The 24,909-nt window shown below is 65.5% G+C and carries 23 protein-coding genes; 8 read left to right on the plus strand and 15 right to left on the minus strand.

Going from position 1 to position 24,909, the window contains the following annotated elements:
• The first annotated feature begins 5 nt into the window (after positions 1-5).
• On the plus strand, positions 6-1,469 hold the full coding sequence (locus AC3FLX_RS10085) for an efflux transporter outer membrane subunit (protein WP_488696114.1): 1,464 nt from the start codon (positions 6-8) through the stop codon (positions 1,467-1,469).
• Positions 1,470-1,538: 69 nt separating this feature from the next.
• Here AC3FLX_RS10085 and AC3FLX_RS10090 read toward each other — a convergent pair whose 3' ends face one another.
• The 3 genes from AC3FLX_RS10090 to AC3FLX_RS10100 form a co-directional block, all read right to left on the minus strand.
• Positions 1,539-2,741, minus strand: coding sequence for a pyridoxal phosphate-dependent aminotransferase (locus AC3FLX_RS10090; RefSeq protein ID WP_488696116.1), 1,203 nt, complete (start codon positions 2,739-2,741; stop codon positions 1,539-1,541).
• A gap of 71 nt (positions 2,742-2,812) precedes the next feature.
• Entirely contained in the window at positions 2,813-3,658 is an 846-nt protein-coding gene (locus AC3FLX_RS10095) for a beta-keto acid cleavage family enzyme (RefSeq protein ID WP_488696119.1), read from the minus strand.
• A gap of 11 nt (positions 3,659-3,669) precedes the next feature.
• On the minus strand, positions 3,670-4,995 hold the full coding sequence (locus tag AC3FLX_RS10100; protein WP_488696120.1) for an aspartate aminotransferase family protein: 1,326 nt from the start codon (positions 4,993-4,995) through the stop codon (positions 3,670-3,672).
• Between the two features lie 187 nt (positions 4,996-5,182).
• Here AC3FLX_RS10100 and AC3FLX_RS10105 point away from each other — a divergent pair, with 187 nt between their 5' ends.
• Positions 5,183-6,067, plus strand: a complete 885-nt coding sequence (locus tag AC3FLX_RS10105) for a MurR/RpiR family transcriptional regulator (protein WP_488696121.1) — start codon at positions 5,183-5,185, stop codon at positions 6,065-6,067.
• 12 nt (positions 6,068-6,079) lie between these two features.
• On the opposite strand, the gene AC3FLX_RS10110 is transcribed toward AC3FLX_RS10105, so the two are convergent.
• The 5 genes from AC3FLX_RS10110 to AC3FLX_RS10130 all read right to left on the minus strand — a co-directional run bounded on the left by AC3FLX_RS10110 (position 6,080) and on the right by AC3FLX_RS10130 (position 11,616).
• Positions 6,080-6,997 (minus strand): glutamate/aspartate ABC transporter substrate-binding protein, encoded by a 918-nt coding sequence (locus AC3FLX_RS10110; protein WP_488696122.1) that lies wholly within the window; start codon positions 6,995-6,997, stop codon positions 6,080-6,082.
• 144 nt (positions 6,998-7,141) lie between these two features.
• Positions 7,142-8,491, minus strand: coding sequence for an MFS transporter (locus AC3FLX_RS10115; protein WP_488696124.1), 1,350 nt, complete (start codon positions 8,489-8,491; stop codon positions 7,142-7,144).
• A gap of 92 nt (positions 8,492-8,583) precedes the next feature.
• Entirely contained in the window at positions 8,584-8,793 is a 210-nt protein-coding gene (locus AC3FLX_RS10120) for a DUF2783 domain-containing protein (RefSeq protein ID WP_488696126.1), read from the minus strand.
• 27 nt (positions 8,794-8,820) lie between these two features.
• Positions 8,821-10,572, minus strand: coding sequence for an FAD-dependent oxidoreductase (locus tag AC3FLX_RS10125; RefSeq protein ID WP_488696127.1), 1,752 nt, complete (start codon positions 10,570-10,572; stop codon positions 8,821-8,823).
• 84 nt (positions 10,573-10,656) lie between these two features.
• Positions 10,657-11,616 carry an MBL fold metallo-hydrolase gene (locus tag AC3FLX_RS10130; protein ID WP_488696128.1) on the minus strand — a complete coding sequence of 320 codons (960 nt, stop codon included), beginning with the start codon at positions 11,614-11,616 and terminating at the stop codon, positions 10,657-10,659.
• 262 nt (positions 11,617-11,878) lie between these two features.
• Between AC3FLX_RS10130 and AC3FLX_RS10135 the strand changes: the two genes are divergently transcribed.
• Both AC3FLX_RS10135 and AC3FLX_RS10140 read left to right on the plus strand, forming a co-directional pair.
• Entirely contained in the window at positions 11,879-12,658 is a 780-nt protein-coding gene (locus AC3FLX_RS10135) for an IclR family transcriptional regulator (RefSeq protein WP_488696129.1), read from the plus strand.
• A complete protein-coding gene (locus tag AC3FLX_RS10140) occupies positions 12,655-13,452 on the plus strand; it encodes an IclR family transcriptional regulator (protein ID WP_488696131.1) in 798 nt (265 codons plus the stop codon). Before AC3FLX_RS10135 ends, AC3FLX_RS10140 begins: the two co-directional genes overlap by 4 nt.
• Before the next feature lie 30 nt (positions 13,453-13,482).
• Here AC3FLX_RS10140 and AC3FLX_RS10145 read toward each other — a convergent pair whose 3' ends face one another.
• Positions 13,483-14,442 (minus strand): D-2-hydroxyacid dehydrogenase family protein, encoded by a 960-nt coding sequence (locus AC3FLX_RS10145; protein ID WP_488696132.1) that lies wholly within the window; start codon positions 14,440-14,442, stop codon positions 13,483-13,485.
• Between the two features lie 112 nt (positions 14,443-14,554).
• Positions 14,555-16,303 (minus strand): SulP family inorganic anion transporter, encoded by a 1,749-nt coding sequence (locus AC3FLX_RS10150; RefSeq protein ID WP_488696133.1) that lies wholly within the window; start codon positions 16,301-16,303, stop codon positions 14,555-14,557.
• 187 nt (positions 16,304-16,490) lie between these two features.
• Here AC3FLX_RS10150 and AC3FLX_RS10155 point away from each other — a divergent pair, with 187 nt between their 5' ends.
• The 3 genes from AC3FLX_RS10155 (at position 16,491) to AC3FLX_RS10165 (ending at position 19,373) form a co-directional block, all read left to right on the plus strand.
• Positions 16,491-17,051 carry a cytochrome P460 family protein gene (locus tag AC3FLX_RS10155; protein WP_488696135.1) on the plus strand — a complete coding sequence of 187 codons (561 nt, stop codon included), beginning with the start codon at positions 16,491-16,493 and terminating at the stop codon, positions 17,049-17,051.
• A 237-nt stretch (positions 17,052-17,288) separates the two neighbouring features.
• Positions 17,289-18,761, plus strand: a complete 1,473-nt coding sequence (locus AC3FLX_RS10160; RefSeq protein ID WP_488696137.1) for a LamG-like jellyroll fold domain-containing protein — start codon at positions 17,289-17,291, stop codon at positions 18,759-18,761.
• 99 nt (positions 18,762-18,860) lie between these two features.
• Entirely contained in the window at positions 18,861-19,373 is a 513-nt protein-coding gene (locus AC3FLX_RS10165) for a metal-dependent hydrolase (RefSeq protein WP_488696138.1), read from the plus strand.
• Positions 19,374-19,400: 27 nt separating this feature from the next.
• Here the strand turns inward: AC3FLX_RS10165 and AC3FLX_RS10170 are convergent, their stop codons facing one another.
• The 5 genes from AC3FLX_RS10170 to AC3FLX_RS10190 all read right to left on the minus strand — a co-directional run bounded on the left by AC3FLX_RS10170 (position 19,401) and on the right by AC3FLX_RS10190 (position 24,265).
• A complete protein-coding gene (locus AC3FLX_RS10170) occupies positions 19,401-20,210 on the minus strand; it encodes a carbohydrate ABC transporter permease (RefSeq protein WP_488696140.1) in 810 nt (269 codons plus the stop codon).
• Positions 20,207-21,091 carry a carbohydrate ABC transporter permease gene (locus tag AC3FLX_RS10175; protein WP_488696141.1) on the minus strand — a complete coding sequence of 295 codons (885 nt, stop codon included), beginning with the start codon at positions 21,089-21,091 and terminating at the stop codon, positions 20,207-20,209. The genes AC3FLX_RS10170 and AC3FLX_RS10175 overlap by 4 nt, the downstream gene beginning before the upstream one ends.
• 92 nt (positions 21,092-21,183) lie before the next feature.
• On the minus strand, positions 21,184-22,470 hold the full coding sequence (locus AC3FLX_RS10180) for an ABC transporter substrate-binding protein (RefSeq protein WP_488696143.1): 1,287 nt from the start codon (positions 22,468-22,470) through the stop codon (positions 21,184-21,186).
• A 24-nt stretch (positions 22,471-22,494) separates the two neighbouring features.
• A complete protein-coding gene (locus AC3FLX_RS10185) occupies positions 22,495-23,481 on the minus strand; it encodes an ABC transporter ATP-binding protein (RefSeq protein WP_488696145.1) in 987 nt (328 codons plus the stop codon).
• A 16-nt stretch (positions 23,482-23,497) separates the two neighbouring features.
• Positions 23,498-24,265, minus strand: a complete 768-nt coding sequence (locus AC3FLX_RS10190) for a DeoR/GlpR family DNA-binding transcription regulator (RefSeq protein WP_488696147.1) — start codon at positions 24,263-24,265, stop codon at positions 23,498-23,500.
• A 106-nt stretch (positions 24,266-24,371) separates the two neighbouring features.
• On the opposite strand from AC3FLX_RS10190, the gene AC3FLX_RS10195 reads away from it, so the two are divergent.
• Complete coding sequence (locus tag AC3FLX_RS10195) at positions 24,372-24,872, plus strand: copper resistance protein (protein WP_488696148.1); 501 nt, start codon at positions 24,372-24,374, stop codon at positions 24,870-24,872.
• The last annotated feature ends 37 nt before the right edge of the window (positions 24,873-24,909 follow it).

Consider the following 24,909-nt stretch of genomic DNA (forward strand, 5'->3'; position numbering starts at 1 on the left):
CCATCATGCGTATTCGAACCTCTCTTGCAATCCCGGCGGCGGCTGCCGCAATGCTAATGGCCGGTTGTGCGGTCGGCCCCGACTTCCGCACACCCGACGCACCGGCCGACGCGCGCTACACCACCGGTCCGCAACCATTGCAAATGGCGTCGCAAGGCTACCCCACGCAAACGATCGAAGCGAGCGACGTGCCGGCACAGTGGTGGACGTTGTTCGGCAGCCCAAAGCTGGACGACACCGTACGGATCGCGCTTGCCAACAGCCCGACGCTGACCCAGGCGCGCGCGCGTCTGCGCGAGGCGCAGGAAAATCTCAACGCGCGCACTGGCGCCACGCAGTTTCCGCAGGTCGACGCCAAGCTCAGTGCCACGCGCCAGCAAGTGGACCTGACCTCCGTCGGCATCACGCAATTCCCGAGTCCCCGCCCGTTCACGCTCTACAACGCAAGCGTGCAGGTGTCTTACGCGCTGGATCTCTTTGGCGGACAGCGGCGCGAACTGGAAGGCTTGCGGGCCGCCGTCGACTATCAACGCTACGAGCTGGAAGCGGCGCGGCTGTCGCTTGCCGCGAACGTGACCACCACCGCCATCCGCGAAGCCGGCCTGCGCGCGCAACTGGCCGATACCGTGGCGATTGCCGAAGCCCAGCAGCGGCAGCTCGGCATCATGCAGGAGCGGCTGAAGGCAGGCGGCGTGGCGCGCGTCGACGTGCAGCGCCAGCAAGCCGAACTGGCGCAGACGCAGGCGTTGATTCCGGGCCTGTCGCAGCAAGTGGACGCCGCACGCCACCAGCTCGCCGTCTACACGGGGCAGACGCCGGCCAGCGCGCAACTGCCGGAGTTTCGCCTTGAAGACCTCCATCTGCCTGAGTCGCTACCGGTCAGCCTGCCCTCGGAGCTTGCCCGCCGCCGTCCCGACATCCGGGCGGCGGAGGCGCTGCTGCACCAGGCGTCCGCCGATATCGGCGTGGCGACGGCCAACCTCTATCCGCAGATCACGCTGACCGCGAGCGGCGGCACGCAAGAAATGCGCTTGCGCGACATGTTCAGCAGCATGAACGTCTGGAGCCTTGCCGCGGGCGTGGTGCAGCCGATCTTCCACGGCGGCGAACTCCGGGCACAAAAGCGCGCGAAGGAAGCGGCGTACGAACAGTCGCTGGGCGCCTATCAGCAGGCGGTGCTGCAGGGCCTGCAGAACGTGGCCGATTCGCTGCGCGCACTCGATGCCGATGCGGGCACGCTGCAGGCTCGCGCCGACAACGCCAGGCAGACGCGCGACACGCTGGCCATCGTCAGCGAACAGTATCGGCTGGGCGGCGTCAGCCAGTTCACCGTGATCGACGCCGAACGCCAGGCCCGGCAGGCCGCGCTGGACCTGTCGCAGGCACGCGCGGCGCGGTTGGCCGATTCGGCCGCGCTGATGCAGGCGCTGGGGGGTGGATGGTGGAGCGAGGACGTGGCGGCAAGGTAGCCTGAGACGAATCGACAGGCCCCGCGTGAATGGCAGGTTCGGCCGGCACCTTGCGCGCCGGCCCGATCCCTAAGCCATCCCAAGGAAACGCCGCAACCGCCCTACCCCTTCATCGAGCCGCGGCACGTCACACGCGTAGCACCATCTGACAAATCCTTCGCCCTCGTCCCCAAACGCACTTCCCGGCGCCAGCCCCAGATGTGCTTCGCGCACCAGCCGTTTGCACAGGGCCAGGCTGTCAGTGGCGCCTTCCAGCCGGAAGAAGACGTACATGGCGCCATCGGGTGCATGGGCTTCGACACCAGGCAGCGCGGACAACGCGCCAACCAGATGGTCACGCGCGGTATGCAGGCGTTGCACCAGATCCTGCGTGAAGGACTCGCCCTCACGAACCGCGACAATGCCGGCCTCCTGCACGAATGACGGCGCGCATGACGTGTTGTATTCGATGAGCTTGCCCAGGTCGTCCATCAGCGATGCGGGAAGCACCATCCAGCCGAGTCGCCAGCCCGTCATCAGCCATGCTTTCGAGAACGAGTTCACGGCGATCACCCGCTCGTCGCGGCTGGCGATGTCGAGGAACGACGGCGCGTTGCCGCCTTCGGCGCCGTAGTAGAGCCGCTCGTAGACTTCGTCGGCGATGATCCAGATACCGTGACGGCGGCAATGGTCCAGCACGATCTGCTGCTGGGCACGTGTCATGACCCAGCCAGTGGGATTGTTTGGCGAATTGATCATCACCGCGCGCGTGCCCGGCGTCAGTGCGCGCAGCAGCTTGTCGACATCGAGCGTCCAGCCATCGGCCCCGAAATCGAGTGTGACCGTTTCCACCGAGGCACCCAGAATGCGCGGAATTTCGACCAGGTTCGGCCAGAGCGGCGTGACGCAGACCACGCGGTCACCGGGGCCAGCCACCAGTTGCGCAGCCAGCATCAGCGCATTGACGCCGGCGCTGGTCACGGCGATGTTGTCGACGGGGGTGGCGCCGTGCAGGCGCGTCACATATTCCGATAGCGCGGCGCGCAGCGGTGCGATGCCGAGGTTATGCGTGTAGAACGTGGCGCCATTGCCCAGTGCGCGCGCAGCGGCATCGCGGATGAATTGCGGTGTGACCTGATCCGATTCCCCGAACCAGAACGGCATGACGTCCGGCAGGCCGATGCCGGCATTGGCCACTTCGCGGATGCGCGACGCGCGCAATGCGTGGACGATGTCGCGCGCCAGCGGCGCGGCTTCAGTGGAAAATGACTGGCTGGACGGGCTGGCGGACATCGGCACTCCTGGATGGGGAAATCGATGAAGCGCCTAGCGTACCGGAATCCCGCCAGCCCTGCCAAAGTGGATTACGCGAAGCGGGCGCGCAGGTCGTCCGCCGTCATCGCCGCATAGCCAAGGCTCCGCAGCGGCGTGCCGACCGCACGCAGCAACCCGGCGTTATCGGGCGCTGTCGCGCCATCGGGCAACGTCATGTTGTTCTCGAAACCAATGCGGGCGTGACCGCCGAGCATCACGGCGGTTGCCGCGCAATCGGCTTCCTGCTTGCCGAAAGCGCAAACCGCCCATTCGATGCCGGCCTGGTCAAGGCCCGTTTCCTGCCATGCGGCCAGGAACGGCAGCAGGTCCGTGGGCGACGACTTCTGTCCCGCCGAGTACCGGCCCAGTACGAACAGCACCCAGTGCCGCCCTTCCAGGATTGCGCCGCTGGCACGCAGCGCCGCATAGCGGTGGACATCGTTGGCGTCGTAAAGGATGTACTGCGCCACGACGTTTTCGCGGTGCATCCAGTGAAAGAACGCTTCCGCGTCGGGCAGCGCCGTATTGTCGGGCGCCAGCTCACGCACCGCCACCGAAGCGGCCTCCGGGCGCAACGCCTGCACCGTGGCGATCTGCTGCGCAGGCTGGTAGATGCCGACGGCTTCGGTGGTCAGCTGCAGCACGAGACGGTTCCCCACGGCCTTGCGCACCGCGGAAATGGCTGGCTCGTAATCGGCCACTTCCAGGCTGTGCGTGGCATCGGCCTTGCGCACATGCAGGTGAATCATGGCCGCGCCGGCTTCCACGCACTCGCGCGCGCATTGGGCCAGCTCGTCGGGCGTGATGGGCAGGCGGGCGTGGTCGACGTGGGTCTTGCGCGCGCCATTGGGGGCAACGGCGAGCGCGAACGGACGCCGCGTGGTATCGATCGACATGGTGACGTTCCTCAGGCCGGCAGGACCTTGTTCACCGACTGCACGAAGCGGTCGACGATGTTGTCGATATCGTTCGGCGTGCAGATGAACGGCGGCGCGAACAGCACGTGATCTCCGTGGATGCCGTCGACCGTGCCACCCATCGGATAGACCAGCAGCCCGTTTTCCATGCAGGTGCGCTTGAGCACCGCATGCGTCTTCTTCGACGGATCGAGCGTGGCCTTGCTGGCGCGGTCCGCCACGAACTCCACGCCGACGAACAACCCACGGCCGCGCACGTCGCCGAGATTCGGATGATTGCCGAGCGCTTCGCGCAGGCGTGCGCGCAGTTGTTCACCCCGTGCCAGCACATTCGCCAGCAGATTGTCCTCGGCGATGGTGCGCTGTACCGCCAGCGCGGCGGCACATGCGGTAGCGTGGCCGATGTAGGTGTGGCCGTGCTGGAAGAAGCCGCTGCCGCCGACGATCGCGTCATAGATGCGCGACGTCGAAAGCATGGCGCCGATCGGCTGGTAGCCGGCGCCCAGCCCCTTGGCGATCGTGACGATATCGGGTACCACGCCATCTTCCTCGCACGCGAACAGGTAGCCCGTGCGGCCCATGCCGGACATCACTTCGTCCAGGATCAGCAGCACGCCGTACTTGTCGCACACCGCGCGGATACGCTTGAGATAGTCGGCCACGGGCGGCACCGCGCCAGCCGTTGCGCCGACCACCGTTTCGGCGACGAAGCCCGCCACCGAATCGGGCCCCAGTTCCAGGATCTTCGCTTCCAGTTCATCGGCCAGCCGCTGCGCATATTGCACATCGGTTTCACCAGCGGCCTGGTCACGGTAGGCATAGCACGGCGACACATGATGCGCGGGCACCAGCAATGGCAGGAACGGCTCGCGGCGCCACGCATTGCCACCAATCGCAAGCGCACCCAGCGTATTGCCGTGGTAACTCTGGCGACGCGCAATGAAGTGGCGGCGCTGGGTCTGGCCCACTTCGACGAAATACTGGCGGGCCAGCTTCAACGCGGCCTCCACGGCCTCGGAACCGCCGGACACGAAGTACACATGATCGAGATCGCCGGGCGCGGCATCGGCCAGCGTTTGTGCCAGCGTTTCCGACACTTCGGTCGTGAAGAACGATGTGTGCGCATAGGCAAGGGTATCGACCTGCGCCTTGATCGCTTCGATCACGCGCGGATGCCCGTGCCCCAGGCACGACACCGCGGCACCGCCGGAGGCGTCCAGATAACCGCGGCCATTGCTGTCGAACAGCTCGATACCCTTGCCGCCGACGGCCACGGGCAAGGTTTGCTTGGGATTGCGATGGAATACGTGCGTCATGATGGAAGCGGAGATGCCACAAGTGGGCGGGGCGCGAAACAGGTGCCAGTATAGGAACAACCTTCCGTCTACGCAACAACTGTTTCATTGCATCAAGCAAAAGATACATACGATTCCCGCGCATTGGGCGGCGCGGCGCACGAACCTATGCAACAATCGTTGCACTTTTCGTTCACTCCCCATCCAGATGCCCGCCGATCAGGCCATGCCGCCACAAACGCTTGACGCGCTGCTCGAACAGTTGCGCAACGAATTCCCGAATCTGAGCGTCCAGTTCCAGGGCGGGGCACGCTATCTGCTCGACCATCCGCGTGACATCGCGATCCAGTCGATGCGCAAGGTAGCCGCCAATGCGGGGGTGCAGCCGGCCACGCTGGTGCGATTGTCGCAATCGCTGGGTTTCGAAGGCTGGCAGGGGTTGCGCGAACTCTTTGTCGCGGCGGTGCGCGACGGCGGCAGCCAGCCGTATGCCCGGCGGGCGCGCAAGGTGGTCAAGGAAAGTGGCTCAAGCAAGATGCTGGGAGAGATGATCGAAGTCCAGCATCACAACCTCGATGCGCTGCTTGCCAACAATGCCGACACGCTGCCGCGCGCGGCCGATCTGCTGGCCGCCGCGCCCATCGTGCACGTGGCCGGCTTCCGGTCGTGCTTTCCGATTGCGTTCACGTTCCACTACATCTACGGCCTGTTCCGCAGCTCGGTGCGGTTGATTCGTGGCGATGCCGGCACGCTGGAAATGGAACTGCGCGCCCTCAACGCCAAGGATGCCGTGCTGGTGGCCGGCTTTGCGCCCTACTCGCAGGAAAGCCTGCGCGTGGCGCAGGCCGCACGCGAGGCCGGTTGCAAGGTCATTGCGCTGACCGACAGCACCGTGGCGCCAATCGCCCTGGAAGCCGATTGCACGCTGCTGTTCGCCATCGACAGCCCGTCGTTCTTCCCGTCGATCACATCGGGCGTGACGATGGTGGAAGCGCTGGTGGAACAGCTGCTGGCGCGCAAGGGCAAGGGCGCGATCCGGGCGCTGGAGCAGACCGAGGGCCAACTCCATCGCACCGGGGCCTATCTGCCCTGAGGCGTGCGCCTGTTATTCGAACGCCTCGTCGTTCGGGTTCGCGTATGCCTTCTTGATCTGCTCGCTTTGCTGCAGATCGAACGAGATGTTCTTGGGCGGCACCGGTTTCTGGAACCACTTCGCGTATAGCGTATTGATCTCGCCGCTGCGCATCAGGCCGCTCATCGCGCCGTCCACCACCTGTTTGAAGCCCGGATCATCCTTGCGCATCATGAAGCCGTAGGCTTCGAACGATTGCGGCGTGCCCACCACGGCCCAGTCGTCGGGCTTGGGCGAGAGCGTGCGCGCGCCGGACAGCAACACATCGTCCATCATGAACGCCGCCACCCGGCCCGACTGCAGGATCAGGAACGATTCACCGTAATCCTTGGCGCTCTGGATCGTCATGTTGGCGCCCTTTTCGTCATTGAGCTTGCGCAGGATTCGCTCCGACGTAGTACCCGCGTTGGTCACGACGGTCTTGCCGGCCAGGTCCGGGAAGTCGTGCACCGCGCTGCCCTTCTTGACCAGCAACCGCGTACCGGCCACGAAGTACGTGGTCGAGAACGACACCTGCTGCTGGCGCGCCTTCAGGTTGGTGGTCACACCGCATTCCAGATCCACGGTGCCGTTCTGCACCAGCGACATGCGGTTCTGCGATGTCACCGGCACCATGCGCACCTGCAGGCCGGGCGAGCCGGTTTCCTTCTTGACCGCATCGATCACGCGGTCGCAGATGTCCTGCGCAAACCCGATCACCTTCTGGTTCGCGTCGTAGTACGAGAACGGAATCGACGACGTGCGATGCCCGATCGAAATCGTGTTGGACGACTTGATCTTGCCGAGCGTGGGGCTGGCGGCCACCGCGGCGGGATCGGCGGCCAGCGCCGAACCGGCGCCGGTCAATGCCGCCAGCAACGCGGCGGCACGGATCGGGAAGGACTGGATCATGGAACACTCCTGTTGAATGAAAGCGTCAGCTGTTGCAATGCTAGTCACTCAGCAACAAGTGTTCCATCATGGATAACCATGAAACAAATGGTTTTTCACCGAAGTCGGGCATGCGGCGCCCGGCTTTGGTGAAGTGGGCGGGTCTCAGTGCGCCGTGGGGGTGCGGGGAACTCCCTTCCACATGGCCAGGCCACTGGCCAGCAGCAGCCCGGCAAGCAGATACAGCGCGTTGTCCATGCTGCCCGTATGCGTCTTGATCTGGCCGATCACCCACGGGCTGACAATGCCGCTGGTAATACCGATGCTGGAAATAAAGGCGATGCCCGTGGCAGCGGTCTGTGCCGGCAGGTGGCTGGGCGGCAGCGACCAGAAGATCGGCAGGGCGGCAAAGATCAGCACCGCGGCAATCGAAAGGATCGCCAGCGAGACCCCGAAGCTCGGCACATGGAGCGTCAGCGCGACCAGTGCCAGGGCGCCTCCGGCAGTGCAGCACAGGAAGTGCCCGTGGCGCTCGCCCAGCCGGTCGGACCGCCGCGCGATCAGGATCAGGCCAACGGCGCCAATGGCGTTCGGAATCACCGAGTAGAGGCTCACCGCCATCACGTCACGAATGCCGAAGTCGCGGATCATCAGCGGCATCCAGAACGACAGCGTCAACGAACCGCAGGTCAGCGCGAAGTAGATGAACGCGAACAGGTACACGCGCGGATTGCGCAACGCCTGCGTCAGCGCCTGCAGCGAATGCGCCTGACTGCCCTTCCCGCGCGTCTCGGCTTCGTGCTGCGCCACCAGATGGTCTTGCTCGGCCGGCGTCAGCCAGGTGGCCTGGCGCGGCCCGTCGACCAGACAGAAAGCCGCGATCAGCCCCAGCAGCACGGCCGGCGCGCCTTCGATTGCAAACATCCACTGCCAGCCGTACATGCCGAGCACGCCGGCCATGTCACGCATGATCCATCCCGACACCAGCCCGCCCAACACACCGGCCACGGCAACACCGGCAAAGAAGATCGCCATCACCGCGGCACGGCGGCGCGCCGGAAACCAGTAAGTGAGATACAGCACGATGCCGGGGAAGAATCCCGCCTCGAATACGCCCAGCAGGAAACGCAGCAGATAGAAATGCGATGGCTGCGACACCAGCATCATGCCGACCGATGCCAGACCCCAGAGGATCATGATCCGCGTGAACGTCCGCCGTGCCCCGAAGCGCGCCAGCAGCATGTTGCTGGGCACTTCGCAGAGCACGTAGCCGATATAGAAGACGGCTGCGCCGAGTCCGTACATCGCGTCGCTGAAGCCGAGGTCCTGTTTCATCTGCAACTGGGCAAAGCCGATGTTGATCCGGTCCAGGAACGACACCACGTAGCAGATGAACAGGAACGGGATGATGCGTAGCCAGACCTTGCGGTACAGCGCATCTTCCTGTTGCAGCGGAAGGATCGAAGCAGATACGTCGGGCAATGCGGGGGCGGCGCCCAGGCTCTGGGTGTGCATGGTTGTCTCCGGATTCGGTTGCACAGGGACGAGTTGGCCCCTGGGGCGTCTGTGCGCGCCCCTGCGGAGGTCAATCGCCGGTTGGGTAGTGGTTAGGCGGGCGTGGATTCGTCGGCCGCCGCGCGGGCCAGCCGCATGGCTTCGGCCAGCGTGTCGTGATCGCCGATGTGATTGGCCAGCAGCAGGATCAGCCGGGCATTGACGGCCTGGCTGGCCGCGTCGTCGAGATCGCGATGCATGTCGATCAGCGCCTCGTAGAAATCATCGGGACGCGCCAGATTGGGGGCGGTGTTGAGCGGCATGAGCCTGTCTCCTTTACGTTCGGGTCTTCAGGCCAATGCCGCGACGCGCACCGGCGCGGACGGCCCGGCATTCGATGCCGGCTCGTTGCCGGTGGCACGGGCCAGCGCCACGGCGATGCTTGCGGCATCGACGCCGCGCCAGCGCGCGCACACATGCTGATCGGGGCGCACCAGATAGCACGTGCCGGCGCGTGCGTCATAGCGTTTCGCTGCCAGACCCTCGGCATCGCGCAGCACGGAAGCGCCGGGCCATGCCTGTGCCGATGCCGAAATGGATGCATCGGTAACGAACACCACCCGCAGCGGAATACCGCTCTGCTGCAGCGTGCGCAGCGCTTCGGCCTGTGCGGCATCGAGTCCGGCCGGCGCGCCGAACACGAGTACGGCGAAGGTATCGCCAAGATGTTGCAGCAGCCAGGGCTTGCCGGCCGCGTCCGCGACCGGGGCATCGACGCACACCGCGCCAGGCACCATCGCGCCGGCAAAGCCATCGGCGTCCGCCGTGTTCAGCCGGGACTGGCGCAGCACTGCCGGCACCGACAGGCGGCCGCTATTGACCAGTTGCCGCGCAAACGCGTGGTCGCGCGCCAGCGTCAGCACGGCGTCGCGGAACACACGGCTGACCGCGCTCTTGGGCGTAATGAAATCGGTGGAGCGCGTCGAATTGCGGATGTTCTCGTCGGCGGCGAATTCACGTTCGCCGGCATAGGTATCGAGCAGACTGTCGGGCGCCTTGCCCTGCAGTACATAGGCCAGCTTCCAGGCCAGGTTCTCGGCATCCTGCACGCCGCTGTTTGCGCCACGCGCGCCGAACGGCGATACGCCGTGCGCGGCGTCGCCCGTGAACAGCACCCGCCCGTGGCGGAAACTATCCATGCGCACGCATGAGAACGTGTAGACGCTGACCCATTCGAGTTCGAACTTTGCGTCGGGGCCGAGCAATGCCTGCACGCGCGGGATGACACGTTCGGGCGCCTTTTCGGCAACGGGATCGGCATCCCAGCCAAGCTGGAAGTCGATGCGCCAGACATTGTCGGGCTGGCGATGCAGCAGCACCGATTGGTTCGGATGAAACGGCGGGTCGAACCAGAACCACCGCTCGGCCGGGAACGGCGCTTCCATCTTCACATCGGCAATCAGGAAGCGGTCACGGAACGTGTGGCCGTGGCTTTCCTGGCCCAGCATCCTGCGCAGCGGGCTGCGCGAGCCATCGGCCGCCACCACATACCGGCCGCACAACGTGTAGCAGCCATCGGGCGTTTCGATCGTCAGTGCCGCGTGGTCCGGGTGCTGCTCCAGGGCCACGGCGCGGCTCTTCCAGCGGATGTCGATGTTCGGCATCGACCGCGCGCAATCGAGCAGGTATCCCTCGACGTAATACTGCTGCAGGTTGATGAACGCGGGACGCTGGTGCCCTGCTTCGGGCAGCAGGTCGAATGCGTAGATCTGCCGGTCTTTGAGGAACACCTTGCCGACGTGCCAGCGCACGCCCTTGTCGACCATGCGATCACCACAGCCAAGGCGATCGAAGATGTCGAGCGTGCGCTTGGCAAAGCAGATCGCGCGCGACCCCGTGGACAGCGAGCAGTCATCGTCGATCAGCACCACGGGTACGTCGTGGCGCGCCAGGTCGATGGCGGTTGCAAGCCCCACCGGACCAGCGCCCACGACGATCACGGGGTGCGGGCCTTCGGCACGGTGGCCGGCCTGCTGCTCGGCACAGGGCACGTAGTCGTACGTCTGCTTCTGGTAGTCGATATCGACTTCGGTACTGCTCATGGTGTCTCCGTCCACTTCTGTGGTTGTGTTCTTCTGCTTCCCTCTCCGGCGCCGCTGGAGAGGGAGACAATCACCGGCTCGCGGTCATTCCTGCAGCGCGGCCCACATTTCCTGATCGCGCTGCGCCGTCCAGATACGCGGGTGCCTGATGCCGGATGCCTCGTCGAATGCGCGCGACACGTCGAACGGCAGGCAGTGCTCGTAGATGAAAACACTGCCGAATTTCGGATCCATCGACTTGCGGGTATGCGCCATCGCGGCCTTCAGATCCATCTTGTCGGCCACGGCTTCGCGGCCGGCCTGCAGCAGCGTGGAGACAAAGTCCTTGGTGTAGGCCAGGCCCTTGGCCACATCCTCGCGATTGGTCAGCGCGGGGCCACGGCCCGGCACGAGCTTTTCCGGCTGCAGCGCGGCCAGCGCGTCGAGCGTGGCCGGCCATTGCTCAAGCTGCGCGTCGCCGCAGTAGCACGCGGCGTCGTATTCAACCAGGTCGCCCGAGAACAGCACCTTCTGCTGCGGCAGCCATACGACGGTGTCGCCCTTGGTGTGGCCCGCCCCAAGGTGGGCAATGCGCACTTCGAGCTTGCCCATGAACAGCGTGATTTCCTTTTCGAAGACCAGCGTCGGCCATGTCAGGCCGGGCACCGTTTCCACGCCGGCGAACAGGCGCGGGAATCGCTCGATCTCCGACTTCATATCGGCCTCGCCGCGCTCGACGATCATCTCGTAGGTACCACGGCTGGCGATCACCTGCTGCGCGCCTTCGGCAAAGTACGCCGACGCCCCGAGCACGCGAACCGCGTGGTAGTGCGACAGCACCACGTACTTGATCGGCTTGTCGGTGATGGCGCGGATCTTCGCAATCAGGTCCTGCGCCATCGCGGGCGTGGCCGTGGTGTCCACGATCATCACGCCGTCGTCGCCAATGATCACGCCCGAGTTCGGATCGCCTTCCGCCGTATAGGCCCAGGCGTTTTCGGAAAGCTGGGTGAAGGTGATCTGCTTGGCTTCCAGGTCGGCCTGGGATGCGAATGCTTTTGCCATGTCTGCCTCGTTGTCGTCTTGATAGGTAGGGATCGGGGGGGCGATCTGGTGGGGATCGGCGTGAATGAATCTTAGGAAGACGCCCATTTTTAGTCAATGGCAAATACGATTGCTATTTGCTAAATTACCCGCAAAGTCCCGTGGCCACGTGGGTTTCTCCGGGAAAACCCCAGCGATCGCGACGACGGGCAAGCGCCTCACAGGGCGCCCGAAGCCGGCGTATCGCTTACCATTGGACTCTTTTCAAACCACGACCGTGGCAATGGCACGACCCCCAGGCGAACCGGCAGGCAAGACGCAACGCGGCATCCAGAGCGTGGAGGTGGGCGGCCGCCTGCTGCAGGCGCTGGCCGGAGCGCGCCGGCCGCTGTCGCTGGCCGAGCTGGCCGCCGCGGCCCAGCTTGCACCGGCGCAGGCGCATACCTATCTGGTGAGCCTGACGCGGCTCGGGCTGATCAAGCGCGACCATCTCGACGGCAGCTACGAGCCCGGCCCGCTGGCGCTGCGGCTGGGCATGCTTCATCTGGATCACGCGCCGGCCTATCGCGCCGCGGTGCCGCATGTGCAGGCGCTGGCATCGGCCATCGGCTGCAATGTGGCGATCAGCCTGCCCACGCCGCAGGGTCCGACCATCGTCCACTACGCGCCCGCCGGCACGCCGCTTCATGTGAACCTGCACGTGGGAACGGTGATGGCGCTGGCAACCACGGCCACGGGCCGCACCTATTGCGCGTTCCAGCCCGACGCGCACTGGCAGCCAATCTGGCAACAACAGCAGACCGGCGCATCGGCCGATACCCTGCCCGCTTTCACCGCGCATCTGGAGATGGTTCGTCAACGCGGCATGGAACACAGCATCGATTCGCCCAGCCCCGCCGTCAGCAGCCTTGCCATGCCGCTGAGAGGCGCCGATGGCACGCTATGGCTGGTGCTGACGGCCATCGGATCGACCGGTGCGATCGACGTCGACTGGCAAGGCCCGGTGGCGCGCGCCATGCGCGGCACGATCGATAACATCGCGCGCGCGATGGAGCCGGCATGACCGAAACCGAAGACAGCAAACCCCAGCGCGGCATCCAGTCGCTCGACAACACCGGCCAGTTGCTCGGCGCGCTGGCCGATGCGGGACGTCCGCTATCGCTCGGCGAATTGGCGCGTGCCGCCGGCATGGCGCCGGCCAAGGCTTTTCCGCATCTGGTCAGCCTGCAGAAGATCGGCCTGCTGACACGCAACGCCAACGGTGATTTCGAAGCCGGGGTTCTGGCGCTGGAGCTGGGGCTGCTGGCGCTGCAGCGCTTGTCCCCCACGCGCGAAGCCGAGCCGGAGGTGATCGCGCTGGCGCACGCCACGGGGCTATCGGTGGCAATGGCGGTGTTCGGGCCGCTGGGCCCAACCGTGATCCGGCTTGAGGAAGCGTCCCGCCCGCAGCACGTGAGCCTGCGCGTGGGCACGGTGCTGTCGATGGTCAATACGGCGATCGGGCGGACCTTCGCGGCGCACCTGCCCGACGACGTACTCAGGCAGGCACTGGCGCAGGACGCGATCCGCATGGCGGGCGTGGAAGTCGACGCCGGCCTGCTGGCCGACTGCATGCCACGCTGGCGCGGGATTCGTGAGGCCGGCATCGACAACGCCGTCAGCCGGCCCGTGCCCGGCATCGACACACTGGCCGCGCCCGTATTCGATCACACCGGCGCGTTGGCCATCGTCATCGCCGTCATGGGCAGCAGCGGCAGCTTCGACAGCGCGCTGGACAGCGACATCGCCCAGGTCGTGAAACAGGCGGCGCAGCGGCTGTCGTGGCGCTTCGGCGCGACGACAGCAGCCGGCGCCTGATCGACCAGGCCATCGGCGGGATTTTTCAGGTCATTGCTGCCCGGCCAGCCAGGCGGTCAACGCCTCGGTCACCCCTTGCGCAAACGTGGCAAACACCGGCTCGCACACGAAGCCCATATGCGGCGTCACCACGACGTCGCGCCGCTTGCGCAATGCGTGATCGGCCGGCACCGGTTCCGTGTCGAAGACATCGAGCGCGGCCAGTGCCGGACGGCCCTGGTCGAGCGCCGTGGGCAGCGCATCCATGTCGACCAGCGCGGCGCGCGATGTATTGACCAGGATCGCATCGGGACGCATCGTGGCCATCCGCTCGGCGTTGATGAGCTTGCGCGTCTGATCGGTCGGCACCAGGTGCAGGCTGACCACGCGCGATGTTTGCAGCAGTTCCTCAAGCGTGACGGCCGTTGCACCTTCGGCGACGGCGCGTTCGGGCGTCATGTGCGGGCTCCAGGTCACCACCTCCATGCCGAATGCTTTGCCCACGCGGGCCACGCGCTTGCCGATTTCACCCAGGCCCACCAGGCCCAGGCGCTGCCCGTGGAGCACGCCCGGCAGTGCCAGGCTTTCCGTCGAACGCCAGTTGCCCGCGCGCATCGTCGCCATCTGCGATTCGAGCTGCCGCACGGCCGCCAGAATCAGCGCCCAGGTCATCTCGCAGGTGCTCTCCTTGGAAGGCCCCCAATGCGTGTTGGCCACCGGAATGCCGCGCGCCTTGAGCGCCTCGGTATCGAGCGTGGTGTTGCGCGTGCCGGTATAGATCACGAACCGGAGCTGACTGGCGATGGCCAGCGTGGCGGCGTCCAGCGGCGTGCGGTCGCGCACGAGCACCAGCACTTCGGTATTGCGCAACACGGCGGCCAGCGCGTCGCCGCGTAGCGGTTCGTGATGAAAGCCGACCTCGGCCTGCGCCTGGATGGCCTGCCAGTCGGCCAGCCGCGCAAGCGCGCGTTCGTAGTCGCCAAGGACCGTGATGCGTGGGCGGGCTGCCATTGTCTCCTCCATTGCGTCTTGTCTCGCCAGGAGGAGCATCATCGCGGCATCCGCGCAAGCTGTGAATTGCAAAGTTGCTTCGAATTGATGCACCGCTCGCATCAATGGGGGACTACTCCTCGGGCTTGCCGATGCCCGTGCTCTCCAGGTAGTCATCCACGGCACTGCCTACCGTGGGATGGAAGCGATTGTCGCTGAACACCTCGGTCAGCTCGAAGCGCTTGAGCTTGTCGCGGACCGGGTCTTTCATTTCCGCGAAATGCAGCGCAACGCCGTCTTCCGCCAGCTTCTGGCTCAGTTCGCGCAGCATATCGGCGGACGTGACATCGACACTGGTCACCGGCTCGGCCGCCACCACCACGCGCCGCACCGGCGTTGGCGAAGCCTCCACGGCTTCCATCAACCGCTGCTGGAACAGCTCGGCATTGGCAAAGAACAGCGGCGCATCCCAGCGGAACAACACCAGGCCGTCAATCAGCGCGGCATGCGGGTAACGCTTCAGGTCATGAAAGCCGCGCAGGTTCGGCACGCGACCCAGCACCGCGAAGTGCGGGCGCCAGCCGTCCCACAGGAATTCGATGATGGCGATAACCACGGCCAGGCAGATGCCCGGAATCGCACCGAACACGGCCACCGCCGCAAAGCACAGCATCGACAGCCAGAACTCCCATTGCTGGATGCGGTAGATGCGCTGCAGGTCCTTGAACTCGAACAGGCCGATGGCCGCTGCAATCACCACCGCCGCCAGCGCGCTGTTCGGCAGGGAGCGCAGCAGGTTGGGCGCCACCAGCAGCAGGATCGCCACGGCAATCGCGCCGACCACGCCGGTCAGCTGCGAGCGCGCGCCCGCGGCTTCGGCCACCGGCGTGCGCGATGCGCTGCTGCTGATCGGAAAGCCCTGGAAGAAACCGGCCGCGAGATTGGCCGCGCCAAGGCCGACCATTTCCTGGTTCGGATCCACGCGCGTATGCGTGCGCGCGGCATAGGTGCGGGACAGCACGCTGGTATCGGCAAATGCAATCATCGCCACGGCACAGCCGCCCAGCACGATCTTGACCAGATCCACCTCGCTGAGCCAGGGGATGGCAAACGCCGGCAGGCCCTGCGGAATCTCGCCCAGCACCTTCACGCCCCGCGCATCGAGCTGGAACACGCCGACGGCCAGCGTGGCCAGGATGACGGCGATCAGGATGCCCGGCACACGCTCGAAGCGCTTGAGGCCCAGGATCACCACCAGGCTGGCCGCGCCCACGGCAAAGCTGTACCAGTTGGTCTTGCCCTCAATGATCCGCTGGGCAAGTTGCCATAGCTCGCGCATCGGCCCCGCATCGTCTATCGAGATCGCGAACAGCTTGGGCAACTGGCTCACCAGCACGGTGAGCGCAATGCCGTTCATGTAGCCGTAGCGGATCGGCTTGGACAGCAGCTCGGTAATGAAACCCAGCCGCAGCAGGCCCAGCACGATACAGAACAGTCCCGACACGATCGCCATCAGGCTGGCCGTGGCGATGGCGCGCGCGGGGTCTCCGCCAGACACGCTCAGCACGATCGCCAGGATCGGGGCGGCCAGCGCGGAGTCCGGCCCCAGCACCAGAATCCGGCTCGGGCCGAACAGTGCATAGGCCAGCAGCGGGACGATCGTCGCATACAGGCCGTAGATGCCGGGCACGCCCGACGCCTCGGCATAGGCAATGCCGACCGGCACGAGCATCGTCGTCAGCACCAGGCCGGCCGCCAGATCCCGGGGCAACCAGGCGGCCTGGTAGGTCTTCAGCATCGCCAGTCCGGGCAGCCAGCGCAGCCAGTGCGGGGCCGGCGCGGCGAGCGTGTCGGGTGTGGGGGTGGGCGTAGTCGATGCCATGAAGCCAATTCGTCGTGGTGGCACCCCAGGGCATGGGTGTGATTCAGCATAGGCTCCGGTGGCGCCAAAGCAAGGCCCGTGACCCGGCGAACACTAAACGGCTGCACGCGGCACAAAACGGCGATCCGCGCCGCGTCGCCATGCTTGCTTCATCACAACACGCGCCAGACGCGACGGGAGGAATGTCATGAATCGACTTATGCCGAAGCTGTGGTTAGCCGCCGCCATGCTGGCCGGTGCTGGCGCGCCTGTCGCATACGGCGCGCCCGCCACGCCTGCCACACCCGAAGGGGTCGCCCCGAACGGCGTCGCGATTCCGCCGGGGTTCCGCGACTGGAAACTGGTCACGGTAGCGCGCGAGGAAGGCCGGAACGACGATATCCGCGCCATCCTCGGCAACGACGAGGCCATCCGCGCGCTGCAATCCGGCAAGTATCCCCTGCCCGACGGCACCATCCTGGCCCGGCTGGCATGGAGTTATTCGCCGCTGGCCGAAAGCGGCAAGGCGTTCGGCAAGCCGCAATCGCACGTTGCCGGGCATCCCAAGAACGGCGTGCAATTCATGGTCAAGGATTCCGTGAAGTACGCCTCCACCGGTGGCTGGGGCTATGCGGAGTTCGACAGCGGCAAACCCGCCGGCAACGCGCAGGCCTGCTTTGCATGCCACGCCGTGGTCAAGGATCGGGACTACGTGTTCAACCGGTTTGCGCCGGTCGATGTGGGAAGCGTGGGCGCCACGGGGCAATGATGCTGGCGCGCAACCAATAAGCGCCCTCTAATCCACTTATGAAGATGCGCGAATGAGCGCAACGTAGTTTCATATCGCCGTCACACCGCTGCCACGGACCACCGCCGACAATCGCGGACGTCACATGGCCCGTGCACCTTCGAAGATTCGCCAGGCCCGTGATACCGGGCCTGGTCGGCGGTTTTCAGCGCGATTTCAGGCTCGTGTTTCCATTCATCCAACACGACGAGATCCTGAATGCTTCCAACCATCCAGTTGTATCGACGTTTCATTCGCGCATGGCTGTGGCTGATGCTGTGCGCGGCGCCCGTGGCTGCGCAGGCCGGCACCTACTGGAACGGCGTCAGCCGTGCCTTGCCTGTATCGCCGCTGGGCAATACCGTCGCGCTGTCCTGCCATAACTGCTATGGCAGCACGACCGCCGCCACCAGCACGCAGGTAGGCATGGCGCTGTCGCGCGGTTACGACCTGATCGAATTCGACCTGACGCTGCATGCCGACGGACAGGTCTACGTGGAACACGCCGACAGCGAAAGCGCCGTGGGCACGCTGGTCGACGCACTGGCCAATACCAGCCTGCAGCAAAGCGACCGGCTGCTGTTCCTGGAGATCAAGGAAAAGTACACGACCGCGGCGGCCAGCGACACGCTGATGCTCGGTGTACTCCGCGCGGTACGCGACTGGGGCTATGCAAAGTCCGGACGCCCGGTGATGCTGCGCGCGTTCATGGACGGCCGCCAGCAGCATCTGGTGCGTGCCAAGGCGCTGCTGGCGCAATCCGAGTTTGCGGGTATCCGTGACTACGTGCGCTTTCATACGCTGATCGAGAGCGACATCCGCAATAACATCCGCGCCACCAAGAGCCTGGGCTTTCATGGCGTGGAACTCGAATACCGGATGGCCAATCTCTACGGTGCGCTGATGCAGGCCAAGCTGCTGGGCCTGGGTGTGGGTGTCTACACCACGCCGGCCAGCATGGGTGAGGCGTATCTTTCGGCGTTGCGCGAAGACGTGGACTTCATCACCAGCGACTATGACCGTGGCGCAACCGCGCTGGCCAGTTCCGCCCGGTCGCTGATTGCCGAGCCGACCGCGCTGCTCTACATGAACACGGCCGAGCAGAGCGCCTGGCCGTTGACGTATCAGCGCACCGGCGCAACCCGCTATAACGTCGCGCAAGGTACCTCCACGCCGGCGCTCGAAGTGTTGTCGGTAACCTCGGACGAAGACCGCGTCGGTGGCAGCATGGTGTTCAGCGGCGCGCAGTCGGTCACGACCTGGCAGGCCGACAACGACAGCAATGGCGGCTACCTGGTCAGCGCGGTGGTCAATTTCGACGACCTGACCTCGGGGTCTACCGCGGCGATCCTGGCCAAGAGCGATTCGGGCGGCTTTGCGCTGGAACAGGCTGGCGCCACATTGCGCTTTGGCGTCTACGTCAATGGCGCGTACCAGTACGCCACCGCACCGCTTGCATCGTTCAACGGCACCAACTCGTACTTCATCGTCGGCGCCTACGATGGCAACGGCGCGGTGCGGCTGTGGGTCAACAACGTCGAAGGTGTGCCGTCGGTATCGGTCGCTGGCGGCGTGGGTCTCAACACGAGTCCGATCGTGATCGGCGCCGATCCGCAAGGTGCGACCGACCGCCGCTACTTCTTCAAGGGCAAGATCCAGCAGGTGATGGTCCAGCGCTGGCGCAATCATTGAAACAAAACGTCAGCGCTGCAGCACCGGCTCTGGCGTTTCACGGGCTTATCTGCCAAGATTGCGGCCCCTCTGAATCCCGCAATCACACGCAGTCCCAGCATGGCCTCACGGAAAGCACACCACGCCACCGGATGGGCGGCGGCCGTCATCGCCGCCACGGTTATCTTCAAAAGCGGAGGTGGCGGATGGGGCTGGGAAAGCGCCGCCGGCTTCGTGGCGGCGCTGCTCGGCAGCACCGCGCCGGACTGGATGGAACTGGCCTGGTGGTCGAGGTCGCGGCGCCTATGGATTGCCCATCGTTCCTGGACGCACTGGGGTATCGCGTGGATCGGCGCCCTGCTTTGGTCATACCAGGCGCTAGGAAGCCATGCGCTGGCGGCGCCCGCATTCGGCTTTGCCTGCGGCGGCGTCATGCACCTGCTGGCCGACTGGCCGAACCCGCTCGGCGTGCCGTGGATCGCGGGCCGCCACTCGCTCAACTGGTGGAAGAGCGGGCGCTGCGACATGGTCATCGTCGCGGCGTCCTGGCTGATTGCGCTCGGCGTCTCTCGTGAATTCTGGCTTCACGGCAAGCTCAGTTTTGCGTTCGCCCGGCATCTCTGGCACGGCTGAATCGCAGTCCTTCGCTCACTCCGGACATCACTTCACGCCAGCCTGCATGAACGACTGCATGAACTGCCGTTGAAACAGCAGGAAGGCCAGCACCAGCGGCCCCACGCACAACAGCGTGCCGGCCGACAGCACGCCCCAGTCGACGCCGGTCTCCGGCGCGGCGAACAGCGCCATGCCAACCGTGACGGGGCGGCTCGCTTCGGTCTGCGTAGCCACGAGCGGCCACAGGAAGTTGTTCCAGTGATAGCTGATCGACACCAGCGCGTACGCCAGGTACGTCGGCCGGGCGAGCGGCACATAGACTTTCAGCAGAATGCCAAGCCGCCCCACTCCCTCGATCCGCGCGGCATCCTCAAGCTCCTGTGGCACCGTCATGAACGTCTGGCGCAGCAGAAAGATGCCGAACGCACTGGCGATGTAAGGCAGTGCCACCCCCAGATAGGTATCGACCTGCCCCAGACGCGCGATGGACAGATAGTTCTCGGTGATCAGCACCTCCGGCATCACCATCAGTTGCAGCAGCACCAGCCCGAAGACCACGCCGCGTCCCGCGAACCGCATCCGCGCCAGCGCGTATCCGGCCAGCGTGCACACGGTGAGCTGCAGCGCCAGCAGCAGCGTGACGATGCACATCGTGTTGACCAGGTATCGGGCAAACGGCGCCACGCTCCAGGCCTGCGGAAAATTATCCAGACCCCACGACGTCTGCAGACTCAGTCGCATGGCGTCACCGCCGGGATGAAACGCCCCCCAGCACAGCAGCAGCAGCGGCGAAATCCACAGCAGGCCGGCCGTAACGCCGGCAACGGGCAGCAAGGCGGTGCGAAAGCGTGTCATCGGTAGTGAATGCGATTGCGTGACAACCAGAACTGAACCGCCGAGCACAGCGCCAGCAACACCAGCAGCACGATGGTCAGCGCGGCGGCGTAGTTGGTGTCCTGGAACTTGAACGCGATTTCGTAGAGGTAGTACAGCAGCAGCGAACTGGCATTGTTCGGCCCGCCGCGCGTCAGCACGAACAGGTGGTCGACCAGCTTGAACGCATTGATCAGCGCATTGACCACCACGAACAGCGTGGTCGGCGCCAGCAGCGGCAGCACGACATGGCGCAGCCGGTACCACGGTGACGGCGCCTCAAGCCGCGCGGCATCGAGCTGCTCGGGCGAAATGGACTGGAGCGCGGCCAGGTAGAAGATCATGAAGAAGCCTGCCTCTTTCCAGATCGTGACCGCCATCAGTGCCGGCAGCACCGTGTCGACGTCGCCCAGCCAGTTGCGGCCGGCAATACCCACCCCCGCCAGCAGACGGTTCAACAACCCGATATCGGGCGCGTAGAAGAACAGCCAGACGTTTGCCGCAGCCACCATCGGCAGCACGGTCGGCGTGAAGAAGGCCAGCCGCAGCAGCCCCCGGCCGGCGTAACGCTGGTTGACCCACAACGCCATCGCCAGCGCCAGCGCCACCGAGACGGGCACCGTCACCAGTGCGTACCAGAGATTGTTGCGCACGGCCTGGCGGAACACGGGGTCGTCCATCAACGCCGTGAAGTTGTCGATGCCCGCAAACGCTGGCGGAATGCCGGGCGCCTGCACATGAAGGCTATGCCACAGGCTGCCCGCGATGGGCCAGTAGGTGAATGCGGCCAGCAGTACCAGCGCCGGCAGCAGCATCAGCCAGGCCTGCGCAGTCTGGCCGGAATTGAAAGTTCTGGCGTTCATGGTGTCTGTGCCCGGCCGCTGCCGAAGACGAACGGCGGCGGCCGGAGGAATGCAGCGGAGCCACTGGAACCGCGAGTGTGGCCCCGTCGTCATCAACGCTGATAGGGCTTCAGCACGCGCTCGGCCTGGGCCTGCGCGCCGGTGAGCGCGGCCTTCGGCTCCTGCTGGCCGGCGATGGCCGACTGCAGCGCATCCTCCAGCAGCTTGCGCACGCGACCGGCCTGGTGCGTGGACAGCTCGGCGGTTGCCACCGAAAGCTGGTCACGCGCGACCAGCGATTGCGGCACCTTGGCGGCGTAGTCCTTCAGCGTCGGCGTCTCGTAGCTGGCCGGACTCACGCCCATATAGCCGGTGGCCACGCTCCACTGCGCCGAGCGCTCCGGCGCCGTCAGGAACTTGACCAGACGGAACGCGGCGCGCTGCTCGGCATCGCTGCCGCTCTTGAACAGGTAGAAGTTGCCGCCGCCGGTGGGCGATCCCGGCTCGGTATTGCCGGGCAGCGGTGCCACGCCAACGTCGAACTTCGCTTCCTTCAGCACCGCCGTCAGGTTGCCGGTGGAATGCCACATCATCGCCGTCTTGCCCTCGACGAAGTTCTGGCGCAGCGTGCCCCATTCGATCAGACCCTTCGGGCTCAGGCCGTCCTTCGACAGCGACGTCCAGTATTCCAGCGCCTGCACGGCCTTGGGCTGGTCGAACGTGGTGTGCGTGCCCGCCGGGTTCATCAGCGTCTGGCCGTTCTGCTTCGTCAGCGCGCCGAACATCCAGTAGGCATAGCCGGTGGACGGGATCATCACGCCCCAGCGGCTGGTATTGCCGCCGTCGCGCTTGACCAGCTTTGCCGCGGCCTCGCGCATCTCGGTCCACGAACGCGGCGGCTTGTCCGGATTGAGTCCGGCCTGGCGGAACGCGTCCTTGTTGTAGAACATTACGATGGTCGAACGCTGAAACGGAATGCCCCAGGTCTTGCCATCGGCGCGGCCGTTATCCATCAGGCCCGGATAGAAGCTCTGCAGCCACGCCTTGTCCTCGGCCGAGGTGGCAAAGTCATCGAACGGGCGGATCACGCCCAGGTCCTTCAGTTCATGCAGGTCGATCGAAAACAGCACCGACGTCTGCACCGGCATGCCGGCCTTCAATGCCGCCAGTGCCTTGGTGCGGGCGTCGTCATAGTTGCCCGCGTAGATCGCATTGACCTTGACGTCCGGGTTGGCCTGCTCGAATTCGCCAACCAGCTTGTCCACTACCTGTGTCAGCGGGCCGCCCACGGAAACGGGGTAGTACATGGTGACCTGCGTCGTCGCGGCAGCAGCGGCCAGCCACGCGAAGCAGCTAAGGGTACCCAGCGCGACGGCCAGGCATCGGGTCTTGAACGACATGAACGCTCCTTGAAAAGATCGGGACTAGGTGGTGAGGAAATCTGGAACTTCGTCGATGGCAAAGCGATGCTCGCGGGCGGGCGGCCATTGCAGCATCAGGCTGGCGCCCGGCGTCAGGGCCACGCGGCCGGGGCGACGCACCAGCAGCGGCTGCTCATGGAGCCGCACTTCGATCAGCGTGTCCGCGCCGTGGTATTCGGAGCGGACGACCACCGCGGCCTGGCCGGCACCGAGTTCGATATGCTCGGGACGCACGCCAAGCCAGCCATCGACACCGGGCATCCGGATCAGGTTCATCGGCGGCTGGCCGATAAAGCGCGCCACCACCGGTGTCGCGGGTTGTTCGTACAGTTCGGTCGGCGTGCCGGTCTGCGCGATCCGGCCCTGGTGCATCAGCACGATGCGGTCGGCCATGCTCATCGCCTCGACCTGGTCATGCGTGACGTAGACCACCGTCAGGCCAAGCTGCTGCTGCAGCTTGCGCAGTTCCGCGCGCATCTCGGCGCGCAGTTGCGCATCGAGATTCGACAACGGTTCATCCATCAGGCACAGCGGATGCTGCGACACGATGGCCCGCGCCAGCGCCACGCGCTGCCGCTGGCCGCCCGACAACGCGGCCGGCTTGCGTGCCAGCAACGCATCCAGTCCCAGCAATCCGGCGGCATGCTGTAGCCGGCGCGATTGCTCATCGCGCGGCACCTTGCGCGCGCGCAGACCAAACACAATGTTCTCCGCCACGCTCAGATGCGGAAACAGCGCGTAGGACTGGAACACCATGCTCAGCATGCGCTGCGCCGGCTCCAGCGCGGTCACGTCGCGCCCGTCAAGGTGGATGCTGCCGGCGCTGGGCAGGTCCAGCCCGGCAATCAGGCGCAGCAGCGTGGTCTTGCCGCAGCCCGAAGCGCCGAGCAGTGCGATGAATTCGCCGCGCTCGATGTCGAGGTCGATGCCGCGCAACACCGCGTGGTCGCCAAAGCGCTGCTGCAGCCGTTCGAGTCGCAGATAGGACAAGGAAAGTCTCCAGGGGTCAGCACAGATGCAGCGCAACACCCGCGCGCTCGCACAGCGCGGGCAATGCCGGCAGCGCATCGGCCGCCTCGGTATCGGTGAACAGGTGGTCGATCTGATCCAGGCCGGCCACACGGCACGGCGCGTTACGCAGGCATTTGCTGCTGTCGGCCAGCAACACGCGCGAATGACTGTGCGACAGCAGGACCTGGCTCACTTCGGCCTCCTCGGGCTGAAACTCGTAGAACGTGCCGTCCTCGTCGATGCCGGCCGCACTGCACACGGCCAGATGCGCGCGAAACCGGCGCACGAAATCCAGCGTGGCACTTCCCATCACATCGAGATCGCCCGGGCGCAGGCGTCCGCCCGCCACCCATGTTTCGATCCTCGGCTTGTCGGCCAGCGCGTGCACCGCGCCCAGGTTGTTGGTCACCACGCGCAGTGGCAGATCCGCCGGCAGCGCGCGCGCGAATTCCGCCACGGTGGTGCCATAGCCGAGGAATACCGTGGCATCGGCCTCCAGCATGCCGATTGCGGCGTCGGCAATGCGGCGCTTGCGTTCGACATGCGCGGTACTGCGTTGCAGATAGCTCAGGTTGTGCTGGCTGGCCGGCAGGCTCAGGCCGCCATGCATCCGCCGCGCCAGCCCCTGCACGCTCAGCTCGTTGATGTCGCGCCGTATCGTCTGACTGCTGACGCCGAAGCGGCTGGCCAGTTGCTCGGTGCTCAGGTAACCGGCGTCATTCAGCCAGCCGAAGATTTCTCGTTGCCGCGGGGTCAGGCTCATCTAAGCTCATTCGCTCACATTTCATGTTCAAATGAAAATGTAAGCGCGCAATGTGACGCTCCAGTGACGACCCGTGCGTACGACACCACCCCGGCGAGGGGGGTGCTTGACCTTCCCACAGTGGAAAGGTCCATCGTTCGTCCGGCATATTGCATTCATCACAAAAGCCGCTATGCTGGGCGCTGTTTTGAACCTCTCGTCTATCGTGCGTCGATTCGCGTGCCGGCACTCCTGGTTTGCCGGACTCCTCCTGGTGGTCTTCCTGTCAGTGCAACTGGCAACGGCCGCTTACGCCTGTACCCTGGGCGCGAGCGATCCGGCAGGACAGGCCGCGCAGGAAGAAATGGTGTCCTGCGCCGACATGGCCGAACACGACGCGACAAAGAACGACGGTCAGAACGCGCTGTGCATGAATCACTGCCAGGCCGACACCAAGCACGCCGATCACCCGACTCCGCAGATTCCCGCGTACGTCCCGGTGCTGATCAGCGTCATCGTCGAGCCACCCCTGCTGGATGCCGCGCCGATGGTCACCGAGCGCGCGTTGGCCCAGCCGCGTGCGCCACCTCCACCGCACGCCATTCTTCACTGCTGTTTCCGCACCTAGCCTCCGAAACCACGCCACATCCTGTTCGCTTCCGATT

It is taken from the genome of Cupriavidus sp. 291-E7 (assembly GCF_057798835.1).